Source organism: Cyanobium sp. FACHB-13342 (genome assembly GCF_014697415.1).
Lineage (GTDB): Bacteria > Cyanobacteriota > Cyanobacteriia > PCC-6307 > Cyanobiaceae > Cyanobium_A.
Genome location: NZ_JACJRT010000012.1, coordinates 1 through 24,534 on the forward strand (window position 1 = coordinate 1; position 24,534 = coordinate 24,534).

Below are 24,534 nucleotides of genomic sequence, written 5' to 3' on the forward strand. Positions count from 1 at the left end.
GCACACCGAACCAGCCCACGTACAGGCGGTTGTTGGTGGAGGTGACCCACTCGCAGAACTGGTTCCACGCAGAAGCGCCTTGGCGCTGCTGAATAGTGGTTGTCATGAGAACGAGAGAAGGGTGTTCCAGAGGAACGGGTATGGAGGGCGGTAAACCGCCAGGGCGAAAACCGCCGGACGGAATCCCGTCACACGCAACTGTAACGGAAGATTGCGGCACTGGTGAGAAGGCCGCCACCTGGGCGCCCCAGCGCTGCTGATGACTCCAATAAGCCCTGCTGATGTGTGCCGCGGGGGCGGCAATCCGTAGCCAGGGCCTGCTGCCACTGCTAGGAGTTGCCCAGCACAGGCCTCCTCCCGGCATGGCACTGCCTTCCCCGCTTCACGCCCTGCCCGTCCGTGGCGCCCTGGCGGCCTTGGCCGGCACCGCTCTCCTGATCAGCGGCTGCCAACGGCAACCGTCCGCGGAGGTCCAGCGCCTGCAACAGCGCCAGGAGCAGCTGGAGCTGAAGATCCAGCAGCTGGAGCAAAAGCTCAACGCGGTGAGCCCAGGCAATGGGGCTGACCCCGCCGGCAAGCCTCCGGCCGGAGCGATCAAGTCGCTCACCTACCGCAGCGGCACCGAGGACGATCGGCTACGCATCTACTGGGCCGACGGCAGCAAAACCGACCTGCCCTGCACCAAGGAGCAGTCCACCCTGGTGTGTGGTTGAGGCCCCTTGACAGGGCCATGGGCCAGGGTTGAGCTGGTTGAACGCTTTGCCTTTGCGACCCATGCCCAGCCGTTTGGCTTCTGCAGCTGCGGCTGCCCTTTGCTCGGGGCTGCTGGCCGGAACGGCGACCGGTGGCATCACCCTGCTGGCGCCCCAGGCAGGCCTGGCCCAGGAGGCTCCGGTGCCCTTCAGCGCCGTTCGGGCCCTCAACCTGGCGCGCAACACCGCCATCCAAACCAACGGCGGCCTGGCGGTCTACCGCCCAGCCCAGTGCATGTACGAAACCGCCAACGCGGGGAACCAGTGCCTGATCAGTTCCACCAGTGACGGCTATGAGTTCCGCTTCCTCGGTGGGGCACCGGGTTGGCAGCAACTCAACCTGGCCCCCACGGTGGAGACCGAGATCCGCATTTCCAGCGATGGGCGCACCGTGCTGGGCGTCGACTACAACGGCGCGCCCCGCTGAGCCAACTGGGAGGCCAGCTCGGTGAGGGCCTGGAGCCACCCGGGAGACACCGGCCAGCTTTCCCGCCGGGTGAGGCTCAGGGCAATGCCCTTCTCCCCATAGGCGGCTTCGTTGACAAACACGGGCCAGACCGGCTGATCCTCCAGCCCCGGCGGTGGAACGAAGCCGATGGGTTCCCCCCCAGGCCCGGTGAACACGGGATCACCGGGCTGCAGCGGCCACCAGTCCCGATGCTGCAGCGCCGGGTGCAGACAGGCCGCCGGGGTTCCATCGGGGCGACGGGGCAGGTCGAGGCTGCAGAGATGGCGGTGCACCAGCAGCTGGGGGGGCAGGCGCAGGTCTCGGGCCTGGGCGGCGGCCAGCACCTCGAGCGCGGCCTCCACCGCCAGCTGGGTCTGGCGGCAGATCTGGGCCGTGATCACCCCCTGGGGAACGGGCCCCACCTCAATCACCAGTCCGCAGGGCCAGCGCTCCACCAAAAATCCGGTCTGGGCGGTGTCGGCCTCGTGCAGATAGATGGGCAGGCCCAGCCGCGCCTGCAGGCCTGCCGCCAGGGCCAGATCGGTCGGCCGCCGGCCGTAGATCACCAGGGAATTGCCCATGGCGCTGGTGGTGCTGTGCAGATCCAGCGCCACCAGGCACGGGACATCGGCCTCGGGGCCATGGCGGGCCACCAGCTCCCGGGCGCGCTGCAGATCCGGCCCCGCCAAGGAGGGGTCGGCCAGGAGGGCGGGGTCAAAACAGCGGTTGAGATCCCGCTCGAGGTAACGGCGGTTCTGGGCGTGGGCGGCCGGGTTGCCCACCACCAGCTCCAGATCCAGGCCGCAGCTGGCCAGGGCCCCTGGATGGCGACACCAGTGGTCCAGCAGCCAGGGGGCATTGCGCTCGTTGCCGTGGGTCCCAGCCACCACGAGCACCCTGGCTGGCGCAGGATTCGAACGCATCAGCGGGAAGGTCGCCGGCAGGCGCTGGATTTCAAGCCCAGCCTGACGCAGATTCAGACCCTTGCCGCCTCCCCATCCATGGCCCCACCCGCTCCGCTGGTGCGCACCGCCCGCTCCCTGTGGCACTGGCAATGGCAGCAACTGATGGGGGGTCTGGGGCCGGCCGATGCCGACGGCAACTACCGCCGGCCCGCGGGGGCCTTCACCGCCCTGCCCCCCCTGCCCAGTGATGCCACCGCAGCCGATGGCCACGTGCTGATCGTGGGGCGCAGCTGCCCCTGGGCCCATCGGGCCTGGCTGGTGTGGAGCCTGCGGGGCCTGGGGGCCAGCATCACCCTGGTGGTGGTGGACCCGGACCCGGCCGAGGGGCGCTGGCGCTTTGCCGAGGCCTTCGACGGCTGCCACACCTTGATCGAGCTCTACCGGCGCTCGGGTGCCGATGCGGGGCAGCGGGCCACGGTGCCGGCCCTCTATTCCCGCCGCGAACGGCGCATCCTGGTAGGCGAGAGCGCCCGCCTGATCGAACTGCTCAACCGCTGGCCCTGCCCCGACGCCCCCAATCTGGAACCGGCCCCCCAGCAGGCGGCCACCGACCACTGGCGAGACCGGCTGCAGGGCAGCGTCAACGATGGGGTTTACCGCTGCGGCTTTGCCCGCACCCAGGCGGCCTACGACCGGGCCGAAGCCGCGCTGTTTGCGGCGCTGGGGGACGCCAACCAGGCCCTGGCGGACGCGCCCTGGCTGAGCGGCCCCCGGCTGAGCCTGGCGGACGTGGTGCTGTTCCCCACCCTGATCCGGCTGGAGCTGGTGTACGCCCCCCTGTTCGGCTGCAGCCGCCTGCCCCTGTGGCAACTGCCGGCCCTGTGGCACTGGCGACGCCGCTTCCACGCCCTGCCGGGGGTGGCGGCCACCTGCTGGCCGGAGGCCTGGCGCCGGGACTACTTCGGCGCCCTCTTCCCCCTCCATCCCTCGGGAATCGTTCCAGCGGGACCGCCCCTCGCCACACTGGTGGAAGGTCCACCCGCTCTGGGAGGGCCCGGGGAGACCCAACCGATGCGTGATCCGGGAAACGACCATGGCTGATCCCGTGTTTGAAGGGGTCTACGGGCCCTTCACGATTGATGCCACCGACCGGCGCGAGGTGCTCGGCTACCGCCTGGCCCTCACCGCCGTGGCCGCGGGGCAGGCGGGCCTGCTGCTGCAATGGCGCCAGTTCGGCCCAGGCCAGCTCTGGCCCTGGATGGTGGTGATGGCGGTGGGTCTGGGCCTGGCCCTGCGCTGGATTCACATCTACCTCGTGCCCCTGCACCGGGCCCTGCAGCTCTTCTGGCTGCTGGGCTGCGCCGGCGCCCTGGTGCTGGCGGCCCGCAGCGGCCCTGGGGGCATGGTGGCGGCCCTCACCAACCAGCCCCTCTGGATCCTGGCCATCGGCCCCTTCTTCGCCGCCCTGGCGGGGGTGGGCTTCAAGGAGTTCTTCTGCTTTCGCCGTCCCGAAGCGATCGGGGTGACGCTGCTGCTGCCGATCGCCCTGCTCGGCCACCTGGGTGGCCTGCTGGGCGGCTCGGCCACCGCCACCTTGCTGGCCCTCGAGAGCGCCCTGCTGCTGGTGCTGTGCCTGCGCAAGTTCCCCATGCCCGCCGCCGCCGATGTGGGAGACAAAAGCGTCTTCGCCTACCTCAAGGCCCAGGCAGCCAGCAGCTCGGGAGCCGCGCCTTGAGCCTGATCAGCCTGGTGGAAGGCGGCAAGGACTTCGGCATCCGCACCCTGTTTGAGGGCCTCACCCTGCACGTGGGCGAGGGGGAGCGGCTGGGGCTGATCGGCCCCAACGGAGCGGGCAAGAGCACCCTGCTGAAGGTGCTGGCCGGGCACGAGCCCCTGGGCAGCGGCCAGCGGCGCTGCGCCCCCCGCACCCGGGTGGTGCTGGTGGAGCAGGAGCCCGAACTCGACCCCGACCACACGGTACTGGAGCAGGTCTTCGCCGGCAGCGGGGAAAAGATGGCGCTGCTGCGCCAGCACACGGCCCTGAGCCAGGCGGTGGCGGATGCACCCGACAACGCCACCACCCTGGCCCGGCTCAGCGACCTGCACGGGCGCATGGACCAGCTCAACGCCTGGGGGCTCGAACAGCAGTGCCGCGAGGTGCTCGAACGGCTCGGCATCGCCGAAACCGACCGCAAGGTGGGCGACCTCTCGGGCGGATACCGCAAACGGGTGGCCCTTGCCGCAGCGCTGGTGGCCGAGCCGGATGTGCTGTTGCTGGATGAGCCCACCAACCACCTCGATGCCAATGGGGTGGAGTGGCTGCAGAGCTATCTCGACCGCTTCCCGGGTGCCCTAGTGCTGGTGACCCACGACCGCTACGTGCTGGATCGGGTGACCCGGCGGATTGTGGAGGTGGATCGGGGCCTGGCCCGCAGCTACGCCGGCAACTACGCCACCTACCTCACCCATAAGGCCGAGGAGGAGGCCTCGGAAGCCGCCTCGGCCGCCAAGTTCAAGGGCACCCTGCGGCGGGAACTGGCCTGGCTGCGGCAGGGCCCCAAGGCGCGCAGCACCAAACAGAAAGCCCGCATCCAGCGGATCGAGGCGATGCGGGAAGCCCCCCAGCGCCAGAGCCGCGGCCAGGTGAGCCTGGCCACCAGCAGCCGGCGGCTGGGCAAACGGGCCATCACGGCCGAAGCGCTGGGGGTGAATGCGGGCGAAGGCCCCGAAGCGCGGCCCCTGCTGCGCCAATTCAGCTACGACTTCAGCCCGGAAGACCGGATCGGCATCATCGGGCCCAACGGTGTGGGCAAGTCGAGCCTGCTGGAGGTGATCGCAGGGCGGCGCCAGCCCAGCAGCGGCAGCCTGGAGTTGGGGGCCACCGTCAAGCTGGCCTACTTCGACCAGCACAGCGACGTGCTGCTCAAGCCCGACCAGAAGGTGCTGGAGGTGGTGCAGGCCGCCGCCAGTCGGGTGTCGGTGGATGGCGAGGAGCTGAGCGCTTCCCAGCTGCTGGAGCGCTTCCTCTTCCCCCCCGCCCAACAGCACCAGCCAGTGGCCAAGCTCTCTGGCGGTGAGCGGCGGCGGCTGCACCTCTGCCGGCTGCTGATCGAGGCGCCGAATGTGCTGCTGCTCGATGAGCCCACCAACGACCTGGACGTCCAGACCCTGAGCGTGCTCGAAGACTTCCTGGAAGACTTCCGCGGCTGCGTGGTGGTGGTCTCCCACGACCGCTACTTCCTCGACCGCACCGTGGATCGGCTGTTCTGCTTCGAGAACGGCGAGCTGCAGCGCTTTGAGGGCAACTACAGCGCCTACCTGGAGACCAGCGCCGCCCGCCTGGAGGCCGCCCGGCTGGCCTGCAGTGCGGCCCAACCCGCCCAACCTGCCCAAGCGGCCCGAGCCCCCAGCCGCGGCGAACGTCCGGCATTGCGGCGACGCAGTTTCAAGGAGAACCGCGAACTGGCCGATCTCGAAACCCAGCTGCCGCTGTGGGAGGAGCAGCGCCGCCAGCTGGAGCTGGCCCTCGGTGCAGGCGGCAGCGACTACGCCGCTTTAGAAGCCCTCACCCAGCAGCTGGCGGAGTTGAGCGAGCAGATCCACGCCGGCGAGGAACGGTGGCTGGCCCTGAGCGAACTAGCGGGTTGAGGGTGCGGCGATCCCCGCGGCCGAGCGGCGGCGGCGGTGGGGGTGGGCCATCTCCAGGGGGGCTCCAGCCGTCGCACCCTGCCGGGGCGGCAGTCCACACACCGGACCCGCCGGTTCTGGCAGCAACCAGGGCTGCTGCCGCACCCTGGCCCCCTGGGCCTCCGCCTCCTTCATCGCGGTGGGCTTGTAGTCATCCGCCGCCCGATGGGCCGCCATCTGGTCGCCCATGCGGCGCAGGTAGAGGTCTTGGCACCAGGTGATCTGGCAATGCTCATAGGCCTCGCAGGCGGCCTGGAGGGACGGGAACCGCTGGCTGACCAAACCACTGGGCGCGCATTGTTTCCAATCCAACACATCGTCGAAGTTCAGATCGCGGCGCCACTGGCGCTGCTCCGACAGATAGCAGTGCTCCTCCGGACCGTTGATCCAGAACAGGCGGCCGTTCTCGTCCATGAAGTGGCGGCCCCGCCGCTGCTTGATGCGTGCCATGGAGGTGCCCCTGCAATGCGCTTGTCCTGCTGTTAGCCACGGCAGCGCCGATCGGCAGCAGGCCACAGAAAGGCGAAAGGTCAGCCGGCACCCGTAAGGTGGGGCGCGGTGAACTCCGGCTCTAGCCAGCCGGTATCCGAAATGAAAAGCATCGACGAGCACATCCAGAAGGACCAGAGCGAGATCGAGGCCGCCCGGGCCGCCGGCGATCTCGCCAAGGTTCGCCACCTGGAAGAGGAGCTGCAGGGGCTCCAGGAGTTCAAGGAACACCATCCTGAGGACAGCCACGACCCCACCCCCCTCGAGGTGTTCTGCGACCTGAACCCCTCGGCTCCCGAGTGCCGCGTCTACGACGACTGAAATTCCCGGGGACCTGGGCCTTTAGGCAATGCCGAGCTGCTGCCACACCGCGGCCAGCAGCTCCGGCAAATTCTTTGAAGCGGCCGCGGAAATCGCCAGAACGGGCTGTTCCCCCTGGGACTTCACCTGTTGGCGCACCATCTCCAGCGCGGTCTCCAGGGCTGCGGGGTCGAGCAGTTCGATCTTGTTGAGCACCACCAGCCGCGGCCGCTGATCGAGGCCATGACCGTAGGCCGTGAGCTCCCGCTGCACCACCTCAAGATCGGCCAGCACGTCCTCGGCGCTGGCATCAATCAGGTGGATCAACAGGCGGGTGCGCTCGATGTGGCGCAGGAAATCGTGGCCGAGTCCAGCCCCCTGGGCCGCCCCGGCAATCAAACCGGGAATGTCGGCAAACACGGTGCCATCGCCACTGGGCCGGCGCACCACGCCGAGGTTGGGCACCAGGGTGGTGAAGGGGTAATCGGCGATCTTGGGCCGGGCGGCTGAGAGCACCGAAATCAACGTGCTCTTGCCAGCGTTGGGCAGGCCGATGATGCCCACCTCGGCCAGCAGTTTGAGCTCGAGCTGCAGCAGCCACTCCTCACCCTCCTTGCCCTCGGTGCACTTCTCCGGCGCCCGGTTGCGGTTGCTGAGGTAGTGGGCGTTGCCGAGGCCGCCGCGGCCACCAAGGGCCACCAGGAGCTCATCCCCAGGGGCCGTGAGGTCGCCCAGCAGGATCGTGGTGCGGGCGTCCCGGACCTCCGTGCCGCAGGGCACCTTGATCACCAGGTGATCGCCGCTGGCGCCGGTGCAGCGGTTGGGACCGCCCCGCCGGCCCTCCACCGCCGCAAACAGGCGCTTGTATTTGAAGTCCAGCAGGGTCTGAAGGTTGGCATCCGCCACCAGCAGCACGTCGCCGCCGCGGCCGCCATCGCCGCCGGAAGGCCCCCCAGCCGGCACATATTTCTCGCGGCGGAAAGCCACGATCCCGTCACCGCCACGGCCGGCCTTGACGGCGATGCGGGCCTGATCAATGAATTGCATTGGGACAAACCTAGGATCGCGCCGTCTGAAGGCCCGTCTTGGCAGAGGTTCGCTTCCAGCAGGTCAGCAAGACCTACCCACCCCGCAGGGGTAGCGATCCGGTGGAGGTGCTGCAGCAGCTGGATCTGCAGATCCAGGACGGAGAATTCCTGGTGCTGGTGGGACCATCGGGCTGCGGCAAGAGCACCCTGCTGCGGCTGCTGGCGGGCCTGGAACAGCCCAGCGGGGGGGAGATCTACGTCGGCAACCGGCCCGTGAGCCAGCTGCGCCCGGCCCAGCGGGATGTGGCCATGGTGTTCCAGAGCTACGCGCTCTACCCCCACCTCACGGTGGCGGGCAACATCGGGTTCGGCCTGCGCCGCAGCCGCAACCGCTCGGCCCTGCAGCAGCTGCAGGACAGCCTCCACCTGGCCAGCCGGCGGCTGCCCAGGCCCCTGCAGGTGCGCTCGCCGCGGGAGGAGCGCATCGCCACCCGGATTGCCGAGGTGGCCGAAACCCTGGAACTCGATCACCTGCTGGACCGGCTGCCAAAGGAGCTCTCCGGCGGCCAGAAGCAGCGGGTGGCTCTGGGCCGGGCCATCGCCCGGGCACCGGCGGTGTTCCTGATGGATGAACCCCTCAGCAACCTCGACGCCAAGCTGCGCACCGGCACCCGCACCCAGATCGTGGAGTTGCAGCGGCGGTTGGGCACCACCACCCTCTACGTCACCCACGACCAGGTGGAGGCGATGACCATGGGGCACCGCATCGCCGTGCTCAACGCCGGCCGGCTGCAGCAGCTGGGCACGCCGATGGAGCTCTACCAGTGGCCCGCCAACCTGTTCGTGGCCCAGTTCATCGGCAGCCCGCCCATGAACCTGCTGCCGGTGCAGGTGCTCGGAGCCGGCCAACTGCAACTGGGCAGCCGCCGGCTCACGGTGGAGGGTGCCCTGGCCGAGGGGCTGGCCGCGCGCACGGGACAGGACCTCACCGGAGGCCTGCGGGCCGAGCACTTCCGCCTGGCCCCAGCCACCAACCGCAACCTGCAGGCCGAGGTGAGCCACAGCGAGGCCCTGGGCAACGAACAGCTGCTCACCTGCCGGCTGGAGGAGGGCGGTCACCTGGTGCAGGTGCGCGTCGGCCCGGAAGAGGCCCTGCCGCCCGGATCCACGGTGCACCTGGATGTCGATCCCCGCGGCTGGCGCCTGTTTGACGGGGCCGGCGAGGCCCTGCCCCTGCCCCCCGCCACCGCTGGCCAGGGCCCCCTGCTGCCTCGGCTCTGATGGCGTGGGCAGGGAGTGGGCTCGGCTGGCCTACTTCAGGTAAATCACGCTGCAGCCAGGTCCGCCGTCGCCCTGCTCGGCGTCGCGCACCCGCTCCACGTAGGGAACGGTGGTGAGCCACTGGCGCAGGCCCCGCTTGAGCTTGCCGGTGCCGATGCCGTGGATCACCCAGACGGGGCCATTGGCGGCGCGCAGCCGCTCCTCCACCGCCGCCTCAGCCTCATGCACCCGCAGGCCCCGCACATCCACCGTGTTGCGCTCGGTGCGCACATCGGGACCGCGCCCCCCCAGGCCCCGCTGGCCCTTCACCTGCACCTGCACCTCCGGCGGCGTCGGCTTCTCCCCGTGCAGCCCCTCGATGCCGGCCAACTCCAGGGTGAGCCGCAGGACGCCGCAGCGGACGGTGAGTTCGCGGCCGTCATCGGCCAGGGCCAGCACCTCCCCGGCCTTGCCCAGGGACAGCACCCGCACCCGATCGCCCACGGCGGGCATCCACCCGCGGTGCTCGCGCCGCTCCGGGGTGGGGCGATGCTGCTGCTCCAGGCTCTTGAGGCGCTGGCCGGCCTGACGGGCGGTTTCCCCCAGGGCAGAGCTGCTGGCGCGACCCCCATCCTGGCCCTGGCGCAGCCGGCGGATGATCCGCTTGACCTCGTTCTGCCCCTGGCGGATCGAGCGCTCCAACTGCTGGCGCCGCTGCTCCTGCAGCTCGGCGCTCTGCTGGGTCTGCTGCTGCCAGCGCAGCAGCAACTCCTCGTGCAGCAGCTCGGTGCGGGCCAGCAGGGCGGCGGCCTCCTCCGCGGCCTCCTGCTGGCGCTGGCGCTGGTCTTCCAGGCCGGCAATCACCTGGTTCACCTCCCCTTCGCCCAGGGGCTCCAGCTGGGAGGCGGCGAGCTCCAGCACCGGCTCCCCCAACCCCAAACGGCGGGCGATGGCGAGGGCATTGCTGCGGCCGGGGATGCCCCACTGGAGGCGATAGGTGGGGGAGAGGGTGTCGACGTCGAAGGCCACCGAGGCGTTCTCGAAGCGGGGATCGCTGTACTTGAGGGCCTTGAGCTCACCGAAGTGGGTGGTGGCGATGGTGAGGCGGGCCCGATCGGCCAGGTGCTTGAGCAGGGCCGTGGCCAGGGCTGAACCCTCGAGGGGATCGGTGCCGGCCCCCACCTCATCAAGCAACACCAGCGCGGCGCCAGGCCCTGGGGCCCCATCGGACGCGGCCCCCCCGGGATCCGGCAGGGCCTCGAGGATGCGGGCGATGCGGCGGATGTGGCCGCTGAAGGTGGAGAGGTTCTGCTGCAGGGATTGCTCATCGCCAATGTCGGCGAGCACCTGGGCGCACCAGGGCAGCCGTGGCGTGCCACTGCAGGGCAGGAACAGGCCGGCCCGGGCCATCAGGGCCGCCAGGCCAACACTTTTGAGGGTGACGGTCTTGCCGCCGGTGTTGGGGCCGGTGATCGCCACCACCCGCAGCTCGGGCGCCACCATCAGGCTCACGGGCACCACCCCATGGCCGGCCTCCCGCTTGTGCTGCCAAACCAGCAGCGGATGGCGCAGATCGCGCAGCTCGAAGGGAGCCTCGGGCCCCGCCACCAGCTCGGGGCGCACCGCCCCCAGCCAGGCGCCATAGCGGGCCCGGGCCAGGCCGGCATCGAGACGCCGCAACACCTGTTGGAGCCCCTCGAGGGCTTCCGCCTCCTCCCCCACCTGGCCACTGAGAGCCGTCAGCACCTCCAGCTCCAGATCCCGCTCCCGCCCCTCCAACTCGCGGATGCGGTTGCCCAGGGCAATCACCGCCTGGGGTTCGATGAACACCGTTTGCCCGGATGCCGAGCTGTCATGCACCAGCCCGGGCAGCTGGGCGGCGGCGCCGGCCTTCACCGCCAGCACGGGCCGGCCATTGCGCTCGGAAATCACCGTGTCCTGCAGCATCGCCCCACAGCGACGCAGCAGCTCCTGCAGCCGCTCGCGCCGATCGGCGCGCACACCGAGCAACTGGCGCCGCAGCCCCTCCAGGGGCGGGCTGGCCCGATCGGCCACCCGGCCACCCTCCTCGAGGCAGAAGTGCAGACGCTGCTCCAGCTCCGGCAGGGTGCGCAGGTCGGCCACCAGGACCGAGCACACCGGCCGCAGCTCGGCATCCTCGATCTGGCGCCGCAGCCGGCGGGCCGCTGCCAGGGTGCCGGCCAGGGCCAGCAGGTCTTCACCAGCGGCGGTACCGCCCTTGGCGCAGTGGCCCACCAAGGCGGCGATGTCGGCCACCCCCTGAAAACTCAGCCCCCCCTCCAGCAGGCCATCGAGGCCCAGCAGCTCGGTGGTTTCGGCCAACAGGGCCTGGCTGGCCGCGACGGTGTCTGGCAGGGGCAGGGCCTGGCAGGCGCGACGCCCCGCGGCGGTGCTGGCAAAGCTGGCCAGCTGCTCCGCCAGCCGGGGCCACTCCAGCAGCTCCAGGGCCTCCTGTTGGATCGCGGGCGAGGCGGTGGACGGCGTGGTCACCCGGTCACGTTGGTCGGGATGCCTTCGGCGGGCTCGTAGAGCATCTCCAGCCAGTTGCCTTCCGGATCCTGCAGGTAAAAGCTGGCGGTGCCATCGCGGTGGTCGTGCACCGGACCACAGGCATGGCCCGCCTCCACCAGGTTGGTGCGCAGGGTCTCCACCTCAGCCCGGCTCTGAAAATGCAGGGCAAAGTGGGGGCCAGCAGCCTTGTAATCAGGGCTGAGCAGGGCAATACCGGCGCCCGTATGGGGCCACTGCACATAGGCCCAGTCGGGGGCATCCCACGTGAGCCGCAGGCCCAGGCCCAGGTAAAAGGCCTTGGCCCGCTCCATGTCCTGCACCCGCACGGCCACATGCCCCAGGGTGTGGCTTGGGCCTTCAGAAGGGGACATGGGCGGCGGCGGGGGGATGGCCATTCTCAGCCCTGTCAACCGATCAAGCCTGGCGCAGCCAGGCGGCCGCATCACAGGCGTGGTAAGTGAGGATCAGATCGGCCCCCGCTCGCTTGAAGCAGAGCAGGGTTTCCAGCACCACGGCCCGCTCGTCGATCCAGCCCTTTTCAGCGGCGGCCTTCACCATGGCGTATTCGCCGCTGACGTTGTAGGCCGCAATCGGCAACTCGGTTTCACCGCGCAGACGATGAATGATGTCGAGGTAGGCCAGACCGGGCTTCACCATCAGGATGTCGGCCCCCTCCTGCTCATCGAGCAGGGCTTCGGTGAGGGCTTCGCGGCCGTTGGCCGGATCCATCTGGTAGGTGCTCTTGTCGCCGGGGATCGGCTTGCCGGCGGCCGCGCGGGGGGCTGAATCGAGGGCTTCGCGGAAGGGGCCGTAATAGGCAGAGGCGTACTTGGCGGTGTAGCTGATGATCCCCACATGCTCGAACCCCTCCTCGTCGAGGGCTTCGCGGATGGCGCCGACGCGGCCGTCCATCATGTCGCTGGGCCCAATCAGATCGGCGCCAGCGCGGGCCTGGGCCACGGCCTGGCGGCAGAGGATCGCCACGGTTTCGTCATTGAGCACCACCCCCTCGCTGCTGACGATGCCGTCGTGGCCGTCGCAGGAGTAGGGATCGAGGGCCACATCGGTCATGATCGCCATGCCCGGGTGCACCTCCTTGAGCCGGCGGATCGCCCGGGGGATCAGGCCGCCCTCGTTGAAGCACTCGGCGCCATCTTCGGTTTTGAGGCCATCGGCCACCTTGGGGAACAGCACCACACAGCGGATGCCCAGATCCCAGGCCCGTCCCACCTCCTGCACGAGTCCTTCCAGGCTCCAGCGAATGGCTCCGGGCATCGCCCCGATCGGCTCATTGGTGGCCCCCTCATGCACAAAGAGGGGGTAGATGAAGTCGGCCGCGCTGAGGTGATGCTCCCGCACCATCGCCCGCAGGGCCGGGGTGCGGCGCAGACGACGGGGACGGTAGGTGAGCTCCATGGCGGCGATCTGGCTGGGGCGGATCCTAGAGACGGGCCGCCTGGATCCAGCCCGAACGGGGATCGGCACTGCGGGCCGCCCGCAGTTGCTCCAGCAGCCGCCGCTCCTCGGCACTGAGGGGCTCGGGCAGTTTGAGCACGGGCGTGAGCAGCAGATCGCCACGGCCCTCCTTGAGGGGCCAGCCCTTGCCCTTGAGCCGCAGACTGCGGCCCAGGGTCATGCCCGGCGGCACCTGCACGGAGGCCTCGCCATCGGGGGTGGCCACCCGCACCTCGCCGCCGAGGGCCAGCTCATCGAGGCTGAGGGGCAGCTCGGCCCGCAGCTGGTCGCCGTCCAGCTTCCACACCGGATGGTCCTGCATCTGGAGGTTGAGGTATAGATCGCCGCGGCGTCCCGTGCCGGGCTGCAGGTTGCCCTTGCCCTTGAGGCGCAGGCGGCTGCCGTGCTTGACGCCGGGGGGGATCCGCACCTGCACCCGCTCCTCATTGACGGCCAGGGTGCGCTCCGCACCGCGGAAGGCATCGGCAAAGGACAGGCTGATGCTCACCTCGGCATCGAGATTGACCGGGCTGCTCCGGGCCCCACCCGGTACGCCACCGCCAAAGCCGGGGCCGCCAAAGCCCCCGGGGAAGCCGGCGCCAAACCCAAAGCCTCCCGGTGCCCCCCCGCTCGTCGGCCCGCCAAAACGGCCGAGCAGGTCATTGATGAAGTCGTCGAAGTTGCCGTAGCGACCGAAGTCGACATCGACGCCTGACGCCCCGGGGGCGCCCCCCGCCTGACTCCAGTACTGGCCGAATTGCTCGTAGCGCCGGCGCTTTTCGGGATCGGACAGCACCTCATAGGCCTCACTGACCTCCTTGAACTTGGCCTCAGCCCCCGCATCCCCGGGATTCACATCGGGGTGGTACTGGCGCGCCAACTTCCGGAACGCCCGCTTGATCGTGTCGGCGTCGGCGCCCCGCTCCACGCCCAGCACATTGAAGTAGTCGCGGTAGCCATTCGCGCCCATCGACTTCGTGTCCACCGCCGGCCTCCCAGTGTCTCAGCCTCTGGCGCCCTCTGCCGACGCCCGAAAGGGCGGAAGGCCGAACGCCGCCGCCTCAGGATTTGCCCACAGACCAGGGTCCCCACCACTCGGCAGACCTAGCCTCAGGATCCCCCTGCATCTCCGGATGGCCGCCCTCGGTTCCCTGCGTTCCAGCCTGCTGATCGGCCTGAGCACGGTGCTGCTGGGCTTCACGGCCACCGCCAGCGCGGGGAGCGGCGTCCAGGGCCTGGGCAGCTCCACCACCCCCAGCCTGGGCGAAGCCATGCAGGCCTCCACCCCCGAGCAGAAGGCCCTCAGTGCCCACCTACGCGCGAAGGGCGCCATTTTTTATGGGGCCTGGTGGTGCCCGGCCTGCTTCCAACAGAAAAACCTGTTCGGCAAGGAGGGGGGCAACACCCTGCCCTATGTGGAGTGCGACAAGTCCGAGGATGGCCGGGCCCGCTGCATCGCGGCCAACATCCGGGCTTTTCCCACCTGGGACCTGGCGGGCAAGGAACGCCGCGAAGGCGTGCAGACCATCGAAGAGCTCAAAATCTGGAGTGGCTTCCCGTCCGCGCCCCCAGGCAACCCTGACCGCAAGCAACCCTGACCGCAAGCAACCCTGACCGCAAGCAACCCTGATCTGGGCTGACCCGAGCCGCCCCTCTTACCCCATCGCCCCTGTCCCATGGCCCGCTCCCACGCGATCACGACGCCCCTGCGGCCGGCACGCCTCAGTACAGGCCTGGCCCCGTCACTCCTGGTGGCCGCCCTGGCGCTCCTGAGCCATGGGGCCCAGGCCCAGGGACTGGCCCCCATGGTGGGGGCCAACGCCATCCAGGGCACCCTCCAGGGCGCGTCGACCCCGACGTACACGGGCGTGCTCGACAAGGCGCGCACCACGGTGGGCACGGCCACCGCTGCCCAGGCCGGAGGCGGTGCGGCCGCAGCCGCCGGGGCGTCCACGGGTGGGGCTGGCCCTGCACGCACGGGGCCCAACCTGGCCAGCGGCGCCCCGAGCGGCGCCTCCGTGAACGGTCAGCGGATCCCCCTCTGCTCCCACGGCGGTCCCTGCCAGGGGGCAATGTTGCGGGCTATGGGCCAACAGCCTTGATGCGAGGGCTTGCGGCTCCCGCCAGGTGGCCTTAAGAGGGGTCTGGACCCCTGCCCTGTTGATCGGTGCTCGACATCACCACCCTGCGCAACGAGTGCATCCAGGTCTGTCTGGAGGCTGACGGCATCCGTTGCTGCTGCCTGGTGTCCTCGTACCACCTGGTGGAGTCGAAGCTGCCCCAACTGAGGGCCGCCATCCAGCGCCAGGCCACCACCAGCCCGGCCTGAGCCCACCGATTCAAGAAGCCGATCTACAGCCGCCGCCGCCGTTAAGGCCACAGCAGCTGAAGGCGTGCGCGGCAGCCCCGTTTGGGCAGACGTTTGACGGGGTGAAGCCGATGCCGAGCCTGGTCGCCCCCATCCACAAGGAGGGGCACACCAGATCCGCTGACATTGGACGAGATCAAGTGCTCACGACATATCCACGCAAGGCCTCTGAGGGATTATCAACTGCAAGCTCAGCTTCAACGCCAAGATCGCCCACCACAACCTGCCATGAGCCAGCCAACATCAGCCATTGACATCCTGGGCTACGTGGCCGCTTCCCTCACCACCTCAAGCTTTATTCCCCAAGCGATGAGAACGCTCAGCAGCAGCGATACCCGAGGGATTTCGCTCAGCATGTACACCTTATTTACCAGTGGGATTGCCCTGTGGCTGATCTATGGAGCCCTCACAGGCAATGGCCCTCTCATCATTGCCAATGCCATTACCGTTGTGCTCTCCGGGCTAATCCTGCAACGCAAGCTTGAGAATCACCAGCTGGACAATCCCCGCAGCTCCAAGATCAGCGCACCCAGGACTGGCCACAAACGGAAAAGAATCAAGCTAAGAACCTAGGCAAGCCTCTTTAGCAGAGGCCCCAGCCCCTATCGGAACCCGGCAACTAAGCGGCGATGTAGGCAGGAATGATACTGAAAAGAATGGCAAGGGCCAGGGCCGCTAGGCAGTTTTCCAGACTGCGCAACCCGGAAAACAAATGGTGAATGTCCTGGCCACTCGTTTGCGTGATCTTATACAGCCTTGAGCTGCTCAGATAGAGGGCATAGCAGGAATAGCCAGCGGCGATGAAGGAGGCCACTCCAAACATAACCTCCTGCCAATTCAGCGATGCCAGAGCCGGAAGGCTAGATACCCCCTTAAAAACAACGAGCGCGGCAATGGCCATGGCAGCGATTCTCTGCTTGGCCACAAACTGCCGGAACTCAACATCTTGCTTAGGCGTGAATTCCAGCTGAGATTTTGACATCGAGCTTGCCTTGCTTTTGGGGTTCAGCGTAGGCCGCGCCAGACGGGGGGTCTAGCCCTGGCCAGCCCTTGCGCCACCACGAACAAAGCCCCCTGCCGGGCCCCACCGCTTCCAGAATGGATGGATCCTTGCCAGGGCAGACGGTGCTGCACTCCCCCGCCTGCGAACGCAACAAGGGACCGATCCTGGCGATGCTGCAGGACTGGCTCCCTGAGGGCGCCCAGGTGCTGGAGATCGGCTCAGGCAGTGGCCAGCATGCCGCGTTCTTCTGCGGGCAGGTGCCGGGGTTGGTCTGGCAGCCCAGCGAACGGGAGGGCGTCCTGGCGATGCTCCAGGCCCAGCTGGCGAACCTCCACCCAATCCCCCTGGCATCCGGTGCCCGGCTGCTCCGACCGATCCCGTTGGATGTCACCGAGGCTGGGCAGTGGCCCCACCAGCGCTTCGACGCCGTGTTCACGGCCAACACCTGCCACATCATGCCGGCCCTGGCCCTGCCCCACCTGCTGGCCGGTGCCGCCCGGGTGCTGCGGCCCGGTGGGCTGTTGCTGCTCTACGGCCCCTTTCACGATCGGGGCGTCCACACCGCCGCCAGCAACGTCGCCTTCGACGGGCACCTCCGCAGCCTCGATCCGGCCATGGGGGTGCGGGATGCGCTGGAACTCCAGGAACAGGCTGCCGCCCTGGGCCTCCAGCCGCTGGCCGATGTGGCGATGCCCGCCAACAACCGCACCCTGATCTTCCAGCAGGCGGCACTGAAAGCCAGCCAACTCCAGCCATGACGGCCCCAACCACCGGCGCTGCTCCCGTGTTCCGCCCTGCCGCCGAGCGCTTCCACAGCCAGCTCGACTGGCTGGACAGCTGGCATTCCTTTTCCTTTGCCGGCCATCACGATCCCGCCTGGATGGGATTCGGGCCGCTGCGGGTGATCAACGACGACACGATCGCCCCCGGCCGGGGCTTCGGCATGCATCCCCACCGGGACATGGAGATCATCACGGTGATGGTGGACGGCCAGCTCGAGCACCGCGATTCCATGGGCCACACCGAGCTGCTGCGGGCCGGTGAGGTGCAGCGCATGAGCGCCGGCACCGGGGTGGTGCACAGCGAGGTGAATGGGGGCGCGCAGGCCTGCCGGCTGCTGCAGATCTGGATTGAACCCAGCCAGGCCGGCCTGGCCCCTGCCTACGACCAGAAACCCTTCTGCATCGGGACTAACTGGACGTCGATCCTGGATCCCGAGCAGCGCGGGGGCGCCCTGGCAATCCAGCGCCCCGTGCGGCTGTGGCGGGCCCAACCGGAGGCTGGCCAGAGCCTGCCCCTGGCAATCACGGCTCGGAGTCAGGGCTGGATCCAGCTGATCAGCGGTGGCGGCCAGGTGGCGGGCCGCACCCTGCAACAGGGCGATGGGCTCGGGTTCGAAGCTGGTGCCCTGGACCACTTCACAGCCAGCTCCGGCGGCGCCGACCTGCTGCTGTTCGAACTGGGCTGAACGCCGGAGGGGGATCCCAGTGGTTCCGCAGGGGCAAACCCGGCTGAACGGCACCTACTAAAAAGGCCCCTTCCAGGGCCCATGGGTCATTTGGGTGATAAGGCTGACCTCACCCCATCTCCCTTACAGGGTCAGGCAGCCACAGGGGCGGTCTGACGGGAGAAACGAACGATGTTGTTCGCTGTTACGGGTTCGCTCTTACCGAGCAGGCTTCAGTCACCCTCCTCATACCCCGTCGAAACCATTGCAGCCCCGGGATGGGGGAATGGAGCTGAGCGGAATCGAACCGCTGTCCGAAGCACCGGTGTGAGCCACCTAGTCCGGCCGAAACCGGACTGGTTCATTGTGGCAGCAGGCACGGGCTGACGCAGGGGTGGGCATCACCGAACCAGACGCCAAGGCAATCAACGGAGTGGCGGTGGTGCCACCGGGCCTCGAGGACGCCGCGGCGGCCGAGCTCACGGCCCTGGGCTGCCGGGCCGTCGCACCCCTGCGCCGGGCCGTGCGCTTCCAGAGCGACCTGGCTGGCTACTACCGCCTGCACCTGCAGGCCCGGTTGCCCTTCCGGCTGCTGCGGGAGCTGGCCCAGTTTCCCTGCCGGGGCCGCGACGACCTCTACGACGGCGTGCAGCGCGCCGCCGACTGGGCCCGCTGGCTGCCCCCCGGCACCACCTTCCGGGTGGACGCCACCGGCACGGCACCCGGACTGAACCACAGCCACTACAGCGCCCTCCAAGTCAAAAACGCCCTGGTGGATCTGCAGCGCCAGCAGTGGGGCGCCCGTTCCTCGGTCGACCTCGACGATCCCGACCTGGCCCTCCACCTCCACCTGGGCGGCGCCGGCAGCCGGGACGGCAGCACGGCCACCCTCAGCCTCGATGGCAGCGGCGGCAGCCTGCACCGCCGCGGCTACCGGGCCGCCATGGGTCTGGCGCCGCTCAAGGAAAACCTCGCCGCCGGCCTGATCGCCCTCACCGGCTGGGATGGCTCGGTGCCCCTGGCCGATCCCCTCTGCGGCTCCGGCACCCTGTTGATCGAGGCGGCCTGCCTGGCCCTGGGCAAGGCGCCGGGCCTCGGGCGCCCCTTCGCCCTGGAGCGCTGGCCCGACTTCAACCCCCAGCTCTGGCAGCAGGAGCGGGAGGCCGCCGCCGCCCTCGCCCTCCCGCCTGAAGCCCCCCTGGCCCCGATCGTGGGGATGGAGCAGGACAGGGGGGTGCTGGAGCAGGCCCGCCACAACGCCAAGGCCGCCGGCGTGACCGCGGCCCTCGATCTGCGCCAGGGCGACTGCCGCGACTTTGAGCCGCCGCCCGACCCCGGGATCCTGGTGTGCAATCCGCCCTACGGCGAGCGCCTCGGCGAAACGGATGCCCTCGAGCCCCTCTACGCCGACCTGGGGCGGATGGTGAAGGAGCGCTGCAGCGGCTGGAGCCTGTGGCTGCTCAGCGGCAACCCCGAGCTCACCGGGGCCCTGAAGATGAAGGCCAGCCGCCGCATCCCGATCAGCAACGGCGGCATCGACTGCCGCTGGCTGCACTACGAAATCCGCTGACCGCCCCATGCTGATTCCCCTGCTGCTAGCTGGAATCCTGATGGGCCTGCCCGCGCAGGCCAACCCCAGCCAGCCGATGGCCCGCTACTTCGGCATGCGCCATGGCGAGAGCGTGCCCTCCTCCCAGCAACGGATCTGCAGCGCCATGGCCGCAGGGATCGATCCCCGCAACGGGCTCACGGAGCGGGGGCGGCACGAGGCCCAGGAGTCCAGCGATGCCTGGATTGCCGCCCATGGCGACACCATCCGCAGGGCCTGGCAGCAGGGAGAACTGTGGATTGTCAGCTCGCCGTTCAGCCGCAGCCGCGAAACGGCAGAAATCCTGGTGGCGCGGCTGCAGCACTGGCAACGCCAGCAGGCCCCGACCCTGGAGATTCGCCTCGAAGCCGACCTGCGGGAGCGGGATTTCGGCCGCCTGGAAGGCCAGAGTCCGAGCGGGCCCCTCTACCGCCGCGTCTGGGACCAGGACGCCATCGACCCCGAAGGAACCCCCTGGGGCGTGGAGAGCGCCGCCGCGGTGCAGCGGCGCAGTGCTGCCCTGATCGCCCGGCTGGAACGGGAGGCCGCGGCCAATCCAGACCGGGTCACGGTGCTGGTGTCCCACGGCGACACCCTGAAAATCCTGCAGACCAGCGCCCAGGGCCAGAGCGCCGCCGCCCATCAGGACGCCAGCCAGGTGAAGCCCTTCCACACCGGAGAGATCCGGGCCCTGATCTGGGCCCGGCCACCGGCAGCGACTACCGGGCCCTAGCGACCCAGCACCGCCTTGGTGGTCTTGCTCAGGCCGGCGATGGTCTGGGGCAGGTAGGGCCCCTTGAGCAGCTGGCCGCCCACCCGCACGAACACCCCGGCCAGCACCAGATCCAGGGCGGCCACGGCCAGGGCGGCATGGATCCAGCTCAGTCCCTGGGCCCCGTGCAGCCACAGCAGCAGGGCCAGCTCGGCGCCGATGAGGGCCAGGAGCAGCAGTGCCAGTCCGCCACTGATCAGCAGGGCCCCGCTGATCAGGCGCCGCTTCTCCCGATCCACCTCCTGCAGGGCAATGCGCACGTGCAGGTCCATCACCGAGGTCATCAGGGCGCCAACCCGGCCCGCCGCCACCCGGGCCACACCGCTGCGCCGCTCTTCCGGGGGCTGGCCCGACCCGTTCGACTCCGTCATGCCGAGCGCCGCCCCGAGGCCAGCAGCAGACCCAGCACCACCCCCACGCCCGCAGCGATGCCGATCGCCATCAAGGGGCGCTCCCGCACCGGCTTCTCAATCCGCGGCCGCAGGCTGGCATTGAGCTCATCCAACAGGCTCTCCAACTGGGCCTCGATCGGCGCCAAGTTGTCCGCCAGGCGACTGGTCTGGCCGCTGGCCACCTCCAGCAGCTCCCACAACTGGTCTTTCACCACAGCGGCGGTGCGGCCGGTCTGGCTGGCGATCACCTCCGCCACCTCGTCGAAGCTGCCCCGGGTGGCCTCCAGGGTCTGGCGGGCCACGGCGGGCCACTCCCGCTGAATGGTGGGGATCAGCGTCTCAAAGCGTTCACGAAAGCCCTCGGGGCTCGGCGCACGGGGAGGCGTTTCGGCGGTCATGGGAGAGGGGCGACAACGCAGCTCAGCCTTCAAGGTAAGGAGGGGGTTGAGCTTTCGAAACCCTCCGCTACATTTCTGCTGCTCGGCGCACGGGCCTGTTGGTTCACATCAATCAGGTCGAGCTCACCCACTTCAAGTCCTTCGGCGGCTCGATCTCGATCCCGCTGGACGAAGGCTTCACCGTGGTCACCGGCCCGAACGGCTCCGGCAAGAGCAACATCCTCGATGCCGTGTTGTTCTGCCTTGGGCTGGCCAGCAGCCGGGGCATGCGGGCCGACCGCCTCCCAGATCTGATCAACAGCGCCATGCTGCGCGAGGGCAAGGCCGCCGAAACCTCGGTGAGCGTGCGCTTCGACCTGAGCGACTGGCAACCCGACGAGGCGGAGGCCGGCCTGGAGCCCCCCGAGGAGGGTCCCTGGATCCGCCCAGGCCAGAAGGACTGGACCGTGAGCCGGCGCCTGCGGGTGGCACCGGGCGGTACCTACGCCAGCAGCTTCAGTGCCGACGGCGTGCCCTGCAACCTGCAGCAGCTGCAGGGCCAGCTGCGGCGCCTGCGGGTGGATCCGGAGGGCAGCAACGTGGTGATGCAGGGCGACGTGACCCGCATCGTCTCGATGAGCGCCCGGGACCGCCGCGGCATCATCGATGAGCTGGCCGGCGTGGCCCTGTTCGACAGCCGCATCGAGCAGACCCGCGGCAAACTCGACGAGGTGCAGGAGCGCCAGGAGCGCTGCAGCATCGTGCAGCAGGAGCTGCTGAGCTCCCGCCAGAAACTGGAGCGCGACTGTGCCAAAGCCCGCACCTACCAGGACCTGCGCCAGCGCCACCAGACCGGCCGGCTGCAGGAACAGGTGCTGGCCTTCGAGGCAGCCCAGGCGGGCCTGGCGACGCTGCAGCGCCGCCGCGAGGCCCTCACGGCCCAGCAACAGGCTGAGCGCGACGCGATCGCCGCCGGTGAAGAGGCCCTGACTGCCGCCGCCGCAGCCCTGGAACAGCTCCAAGCCGAGGTGAAGGCCCTCGGCGAAGACCAGCTGATCGCCGTGCAGGCGGAGCTGGCGGGGTTGGAGGCCAGTGGCCGCGAACTGGCGCGTCAGGCGGAAAAACACCAGCTCGATGCCGAAGCCCTGCAGCGGCAGCGCCAGGAACTGGCCCACAACCAGGGCGAACTGCGGCGGCAGCAGGGAAGCCTGGAGAGCAGCTCCGACCAAGCGGCCCTGGAGGCCGCCGAGGAGGCCTGCCGCAACGGCGAAGCCGCCGTGGAGCTCTCCCGCCGTCGCCTCGGCGAGGTGGCTGGCCGCTCCGGCAGCTGGCTCGAGGAGCAACAGCAGCGCAGCCTTGCCCGCCAGCAACTCGCCGAGCAATTGGGGCCCCTGGAGGCGGAACGCCAGCAGCTGCAGGAACGGCTGCGGCAGCACCAGGAGCGGCTGGCGGAACTGCAGCAGGAGGAGCAGCAGGAGGGCCTCAGCCAGCGCAGCGGCCAGCAGCAGCTGGAGGCCACCGAGAGCGCCTGGCAGCAGGTGCTGGAAGCCACCCGCCTGGAGCAACAGCAGGTGCAGGAGCTGGCCGAAGCCCTGGCCCTGCAGCAGCGCACCCGCAGCCGGCTGGAGCAGGAGCAAACCCAGCTGGAGCGGGAGATCGCCCGGCTCGACAGCCGCCGCGAGACCCTGCAGGAAAGCCGCGGCACCGGCGCCCTGCGGGTGTTGCTCGAAGCCGGCCTCGACGGCATCCACGGCCCGGTGGCCCAGCTGGGCGAAGTGGAAGAGCGGGTGCGCCTGGCGCTGGAAGTGGCCGCCGGCGGTCGCCTGGGCCAGGTGGTGGTCGACGACGACCGCATCGCCGCCCGGGCCATTGAGCTGCTCAAAACCCGCCGGGCCGGGCGGCTCACCTTCCTGCCGCTCAACAAGATCCGGGGGGGAGCCGGGGGCGGCAGCGCCAGTGCGGGAGCGGCCCTGCAGCGGGGCGACAGCGGGGCCGGCGGGGCCGGTCGCCTTGGCAAGGCGGTGGATCTGGTGCGCCACGAGCCCGTCTATGCCGAGGTGTTCCGCTACGTGTTCGGCGACACCCTGGTGTTCGACACCCTGGCCAATGCCCGGCGGGAGCTCGGGCGCTGCCGGGCGGTGACCCTCGAGGGAGACCTGCTGGAAAAGAGTGGCGCCATGACCGGTGGCAGCCTGCAGCAACGCGGCAGCCAGCTCAGCTTCGGCCGCGCCCAGGAGGGGGATGAGGCCGCGCCCCTGCGGCAGCGGCTGCTGGAGCTGGGCGAGAGCCTGCTGGCCTGCCGCCGCAAGGAGGCCGAACTGGGCCAGCAACTCGAGGCCCTGCGCCCCCAGCTGCTGGAGCACCAGCAACGGCAGGCTGCCCTGGAGGCCGAACGCAGCGCCGCCCAGCGGGCCCTGGCCCCCCAGCTGCAGCGCCAGCAGCAACTGGGGGACCGCCTGAGCCAGCTGCAGGAGGCGCTGGGGACCGATCTGCGGCGCCAGCAGGAGCTGGAGGCGCTGCTGGCGCCCCTTCAACAGCAGCGGACCGCCCTGGAGCAGGCCGAGGCCGCCGTCCAGGCCTCGGGCGATTCCGCCCGCTGGCAAGGGCTGCAAAGTGAACTGGAAGCGGCCGATACGGCCCTGGCCACCGCCCGCCACCAGCGGGATGGGCTGCTGGCCGCCCGACGGGAGCGGGCCCTGGCCGCCGAGCGGCTGCGCAACCAACTCGATGCCCTCGGCGCCGATGAGCAGCGCCTGGTGGCCGCCGTCCAGGCCCTGGTGGCGGAGCGGGCCCGCTGGAAGGAGCAGCAGCAGGCCGACCAGGAACGCCGCACCGCCCTGGAAACCCAGCAGCAGGACCTGCAGACCCGCTTCGGCGAGCGGCGGCGGGCCCGCGATGGCGCCGAAGCCCAGCTGGCCGCCCAGCGCCAGGCCCTGCAGCAGAAGCAGTGGGAGGTGCAGCGGCTGGGCGAGGAGCTGGAGTCGCTGGCCGAACAGCAGCGCGGCGACCAGCTGCGCCTGGCCCAACTCGAGCGGGAGCTGCCCGATCCCCTGCCGGAGATCCCCGAGGAAGTGCGGGAGGCGGGTCTGGAGGCCCTGCAGGCCGAGCTGCGCAGCCTGCAGGCGCGGATGGAGGCCCTCGAACCGGTGAACATGCTGGCCCTCGAGGAGCTCGAGCAGCTGGAAACCCGGCTGGCGGAACTGGCGGAGCGGCTGGAGGTGCTCAGCAAGGAGCGCGAAGAGCTGCTGCTGCGCATCGAAACCGTGGCCACCCTGCGCCAGGAGGCCTTCCTGGAAGCCTTCACGGCGGTGGACGGCCACTTCCGCACGATTTTCGAAGGCCTCTCCGATGGCGAAGGCCACCTGCAGCTGGAAAACCCCGAAGCCCCCCTGGAGGGGGGGCTCACCCTGGTGGCCCATCCGAAGGGCAAGGCGGTGCGCCGGCTCAATGCCATGAGCGGCGGCGAGAAATCGCTCACGGCCCTCAGCTTCCTGTTTGCCCTGCAGCGGTTCCGGCCGTCGCCCTTCTATGCCCTCGACGAGGTGGACAGCTTCCTCGATGGGGTCAACGTGGAGCGCCTGGCCGCCCTGATCGCCAGCCAGGCCGACCAGGCCCAGTTCATGGTGGTGAGTCACCGGCGCCCGATGATCGCTGCCGCCACCCGCACCATCGGCGTCACCCAGGCCCGGGGGGCCCACACCCAGGTGGTCGGTTTACCGCCCGCCGCCTGA

At 69.6% G+C, this 24,534-nt stretch carries 26 protein-coding genes; 16 read left to right on the forward strand and 10 right to left on the reverse strand.

All coding sequences use genetic code 11. From position 1 onward, the window contains the following. The first annotated feature begins 362 nt into the window (after nucleotides 1-362). Both H6G16_RS09965 and H6G16_RS09970 read left to right on the forward strand, forming a co-directional pair. The gene (locus H6G16_RS09965; RefSeq protein WP_190390181.1) at nucleotides 363-713 is read left to right on the forward strand and encodes a hypothetical protein; all 351 of its coding nucleotides are present in this window, start codon (nucleotides 363-365) and stop codon (nucleotides 711-713) included. Between the two features lie 61 nt (nucleotides 714-774). Then, complete coding sequence (locus H6G16_RS09970) at nucleotides 775-1,179, forward strand: hypothetical protein (protein WP_242036353.1); 405 nt, start codon at nucleotides 775-777, stop codon at nucleotides 1,177-1,179. On the opposite strand, the gene H6G16_RS09975 is transcribed toward H6G16_RS09970, so the two are convergent. Next, entirely contained in the window at nucleotides 1,158-2,123 is a 966-nt protein-coding gene (locus H6G16_RS09975; RefSeq protein WP_190390183.1) for an aspartoacylase, read from the reverse strand. The genes H6G16_RS09970 and H6G16_RS09975 overlap by 22 nt on opposite strands. A gap of 78 nt (nucleotides 2,124-2,201) precedes the next feature. Between H6G16_RS09975 and H6G16_RS09980 the strand changes: the two genes are divergently transcribed. Genes H6G16_RS09980 through H6G16_RS09990 form a run of 3 tightly spaced genes read left to right on the forward strand, consistent with a single transcriptional unit; the run spans nucleotide 2,202 to nucleotide 5,753 of the window. Next, complete coding sequence (locus H6G16_RS09980; RefSeq protein WP_190390184.1) at nucleotides 2,202-3,206, forward strand: glutathione S-transferase C-terminal domain-containing protein; 1,005 nt, start codon at nucleotides 2,202-2,204, stop codon at nucleotides 3,204-3,206. Further along, nucleotides 3,199-3,840 carry a DUF2301 domain-containing membrane protein gene (locus H6G16_RS09985; protein ID WP_190390185.1) on the forward strand — a complete coding sequence of 214 codons (642 nt, stop codon included), beginning with the start codon at nucleotides 3,199-3,201 and terminating at the stop codon, nucleotides 3,838-3,840. Before H6G16_RS09980 ends, H6G16_RS09985 begins: the two co-directional genes overlap by 8 nt. Next, nucleotides 3,837-5,753 carry an ABC-F family ATP-binding cassette domain-containing protein gene (locus H6G16_RS09990; protein ID WP_190390186.1) on the forward strand — a complete coding sequence of 639 codons (1,917 nt, stop codon included), beginning with the start codon at nucleotides 3,837-3,839 and terminating at the stop codon, nucleotides 5,751-5,753. Before H6G16_RS09985 ends, H6G16_RS09990 begins: the two co-directional genes overlap by 4 nt. Here the strand turns inward: H6G16_RS09990 and H6G16_RS09995 are convergent. After that, on the reverse strand, nucleotides 5,742-6,242 hold the full coding sequence (locus tag H6G16_RS09995; protein WP_190390187.1) for a hypothetical protein: 501 nt from the start codon (nucleotides 6,240-6,242) through the stop codon (nucleotides 5,742-5,744). The genes H6G16_RS09990 and H6G16_RS09995 overlap by 12 nt on opposite strands. Before the next feature lie 141 nt (nucleotides 6,243-6,383). Between H6G16_RS09995 and H6G16_RS10000 the strand changes: the two genes are divergently transcribed. Continuing rightward, nucleotides 6,384-6,602 carry a CP12 domain-containing protein gene (locus H6G16_RS10000; RefSeq protein WP_190390188.1) on the forward strand — a complete coding sequence of 73 codons (219 nt, stop codon included), beginning with the start codon at nucleotides 6,384-6,386 and terminating at the stop codon, nucleotides 6,600-6,602. 21 nt (nucleotides 6,603-6,623) lie between these two features. Here the strand turns inward: H6G16_RS10000 and obgE are convergent, their stop codons facing one another. Beyond that, nucleotides 6,624-7,628 carry a GTPase ObgE gene (gene obgE / locus H6G16_RS10005; protein WP_190390189.1) on the reverse strand — a complete coding sequence of 335 codons (1,005 nt, stop codon included), beginning with the start codon at nucleotides 7,626-7,628 and terminating at the stop codon, nucleotides 6,624-6,626. Nucleotides 7,629-7,666: 38 nt separating this feature from the next. On the opposite strand from obgE, the gene H6G16_RS10010 reads away from it, so the two are divergent. Further along, nucleotides 7,667-8,890, forward strand: coding sequence for an ATP-binding cassette domain-containing protein (locus H6G16_RS10010; RefSeq protein WP_190390190.1), 1,224 nt, complete (start codon nucleotides 7,667-7,669; stop codon nucleotides 8,888-8,890). A 30-nt stretch (nucleotides 8,891-8,920) separates the two neighbouring features. Here the strand turns inward: H6G16_RS10010 and H6G16_RS10015 are convergent, their stop codons facing one another. From H6G16_RS10015 to H6G16_RS10030, 4 genes are read right to left on the reverse strand one after another with little or no spacing between them, the layout of a single operon-like run. After that, entirely contained in the window at nucleotides 8,921-11,380 is a 2,460-nt protein-coding gene (locus tag H6G16_RS10015; RefSeq protein WP_190390191.1) for an endonuclease MutS2, read from the reverse strand. After that, nucleotides 11,377-11,772 (reverse strand): VOC family protein, encoded by a 396-nt coding sequence (locus H6G16_RS10020; protein WP_190390192.1) that lies wholly within the window; start codon nucleotides 11,770-11,772, stop codon nucleotides 11,377-11,379. Before H6G16_RS10020 ends, H6G16_RS10015 begins: the two co-directional genes overlap by 4 nt. Before the next feature lie 43 nt (nucleotides 11,773-11,815). Continuing rightward, nucleotides 11,816-12,817 (reverse strand): porphobilinogen synthase, encoded by a 1,002-nt coding sequence (hemB, locus tag H6G16_RS10025; protein ID WP_190390193.1) that lies wholly within the window; start codon nucleotides 12,815-12,817, stop codon nucleotides 11,816-11,818. Between the two features lie 25 nt (nucleotides 12,818-12,842). Beyond that, nucleotides 12,843-13,826 carry a J domain-containing protein gene (locus tag H6G16_RS10030; RefSeq protein ID WP_190390234.1) on the reverse strand — a complete coding sequence of 328 codons (984 nt, stop codon included), beginning with the start codon at nucleotides 13,824-13,826 and terminating at the stop codon, nucleotides 12,843-12,845. A 163-nt stretch (nucleotides 13,827-13,989) separates the two neighbouring features. Between H6G16_RS10030 and H6G16_RS10035 the strand changes: the two genes are divergently transcribed. The 4 genes from H6G16_RS10035 to H6G16_RS10050 all read left to right on the forward strand — a co-directional run bounded on the left by H6G16_RS10035 (nucleotide 13,990) and on the right by H6G16_RS10050 (nucleotide 15,797). After that, a complete protein-coding gene (locus H6G16_RS10035; RefSeq protein ID WP_190390194.1) occupies nucleotides 13,990-14,454 on the forward strand; it encodes a hypothetical protein in 465 nt (154 codons plus the stop codon). Nucleotides 14,455-14,532: 78 nt separating this feature from the next. After that, on the forward strand, nucleotides 14,533-14,958 hold the full coding sequence (locus H6G16_RS10040) for a hypothetical protein (protein WP_190390195.1): 426 nt from the start codon (nucleotides 14,533-14,535) through the stop codon (nucleotides 14,956-14,958). 65 nt (nucleotides 14,959-15,023) lie between these two features. Further along, entirely contained in the window at nucleotides 15,024-15,185 is a 162-nt protein-coding gene (locus H6G16_RS10045; RefSeq protein ID WP_190390196.1) for a hypothetical protein, read from the forward strand. Between the two features lie 267 nt (nucleotides 15,186-15,452). Beyond that, complete coding sequence (locus tag H6G16_RS10050) at nucleotides 15,453-15,797, forward strand: SemiSWEET transporter (protein ID WP_190390197.1); 345 nt, start codon at nucleotides 15,453-15,455, stop codon at nucleotides 15,795-15,797. 46 nt (nucleotides 15,798-15,843) lie between these two features. Here the strand turns inward: H6G16_RS10050 and H6G16_RS10055 are convergent, their stop codons facing one another. After that, nucleotides 15,844-16,206 carry a hypothetical protein gene (locus tag H6G16_RS10055; RefSeq protein ID WP_190390198.1) on the reverse strand — a complete coding sequence of 121 codons (363 nt, stop codon included), beginning with the start codon at nucleotides 16,204-16,206 and terminating at the stop codon, nucleotides 15,844-15,846. Nucleotides 16,207-16,349: 143 nt separating this feature from the next. On the opposite strand from H6G16_RS10055, the gene H6G16_RS10060 reads away from it, so the two are divergent. The 4 genes from H6G16_RS10060 (at nucleotide 16,350) to H6G16_RS10080 (ending at nucleotide 19,995) form a co-directional block, all read left to right on the forward strand. Then, on the forward strand, nucleotides 16,350-16,985 hold the full coding sequence (locus H6G16_RS10060; RefSeq protein ID WP_347238855.1) for a DUF938 domain-containing protein: 636 nt from the start codon (nucleotides 16,350-16,352) through the stop codon (nucleotides 16,983-16,985). Next, nucleotides 16,982-17,695 (forward strand): pirin-like bicupin family protein, encoded by a 714-nt coding sequence (locus H6G16_RS10065; RefSeq protein WP_190390200.1) that lies wholly within the window; start codon nucleotides 16,982-16,984, stop codon nucleotides 17,693-17,695. The genes H6G16_RS10060 and H6G16_RS10065 overlap by 4 nt, the downstream gene beginning before the upstream one ends. A gap of 373 nt (nucleotides 17,696-18,068) precedes the next feature. Then, nucleotides 18,069-19,244 (forward strand): THUMP domain-containing protein, encoded by a 1,176-nt coding sequence (locus tag H6G16_RS10075; RefSeq protein WP_190390201.1) that lies wholly within the window; start codon nucleotides 18,069-18,071, stop codon nucleotides 19,242-19,244. Between the two features lie 7 nt (nucleotides 19,245-19,251). After that, on the forward strand, nucleotides 19,252-19,995 hold the full coding sequence (locus tag H6G16_RS10080) for a histidine phosphatase family protein (protein WP_190390202.1): 744 nt from the start codon (nucleotides 19,252-19,254) through the stop codon (nucleotides 19,993-19,995). Here the strand turns inward: H6G16_RS10080 and H6G16_RS10085 are convergent. Together H6G16_RS10085 and H6G16_RS10090 are read right to left on the reverse strand one after the other, a co-directional pair. After that, nucleotides 19,992-20,405: a phage holin family protein gene (locus tag H6G16_RS10085; RefSeq protein ID WP_190390203.1), complete on the reverse strand. Its 414-nt coding sequence runs from the start codon at nucleotides 20,403-20,405 to the stop codon at nucleotides 19,992-19,994. The two genes, H6G16_RS10080 and H6G16_RS10085, sit on opposite strands and share 4 nt — an antisense overlap. Next, nucleotides 20,402-20,824 carry a DUF883 family protein gene (locus H6G16_RS10090; protein ID WP_190390204.1) on the reverse strand — a complete coding sequence of 141 codons (423 nt, stop codon included), beginning with the start codon at nucleotides 20,822-20,824 and terminating at the stop codon, nucleotides 20,402-20,404. Before H6G16_RS10090 ends, H6G16_RS10085 begins: the two co-directional genes overlap by 4 nt. A gap of 98 nt (nucleotides 20,825-20,922) precedes the next feature. Between H6G16_RS10090 and smc the strand changes: the two genes are divergently transcribed. Then, the gene (smc, locus tag H6G16_RS10095; RefSeq protein WP_190390205.1) at nucleotides 20,923-24,534 is read left to right on the forward strand and encodes a chromosome segregation protein SMC; all 3,612 of its coding nucleotides are present in this window, start codon (nucleotides 20,923-20,925) and stop codon (nucleotides 24,532-24,534) included.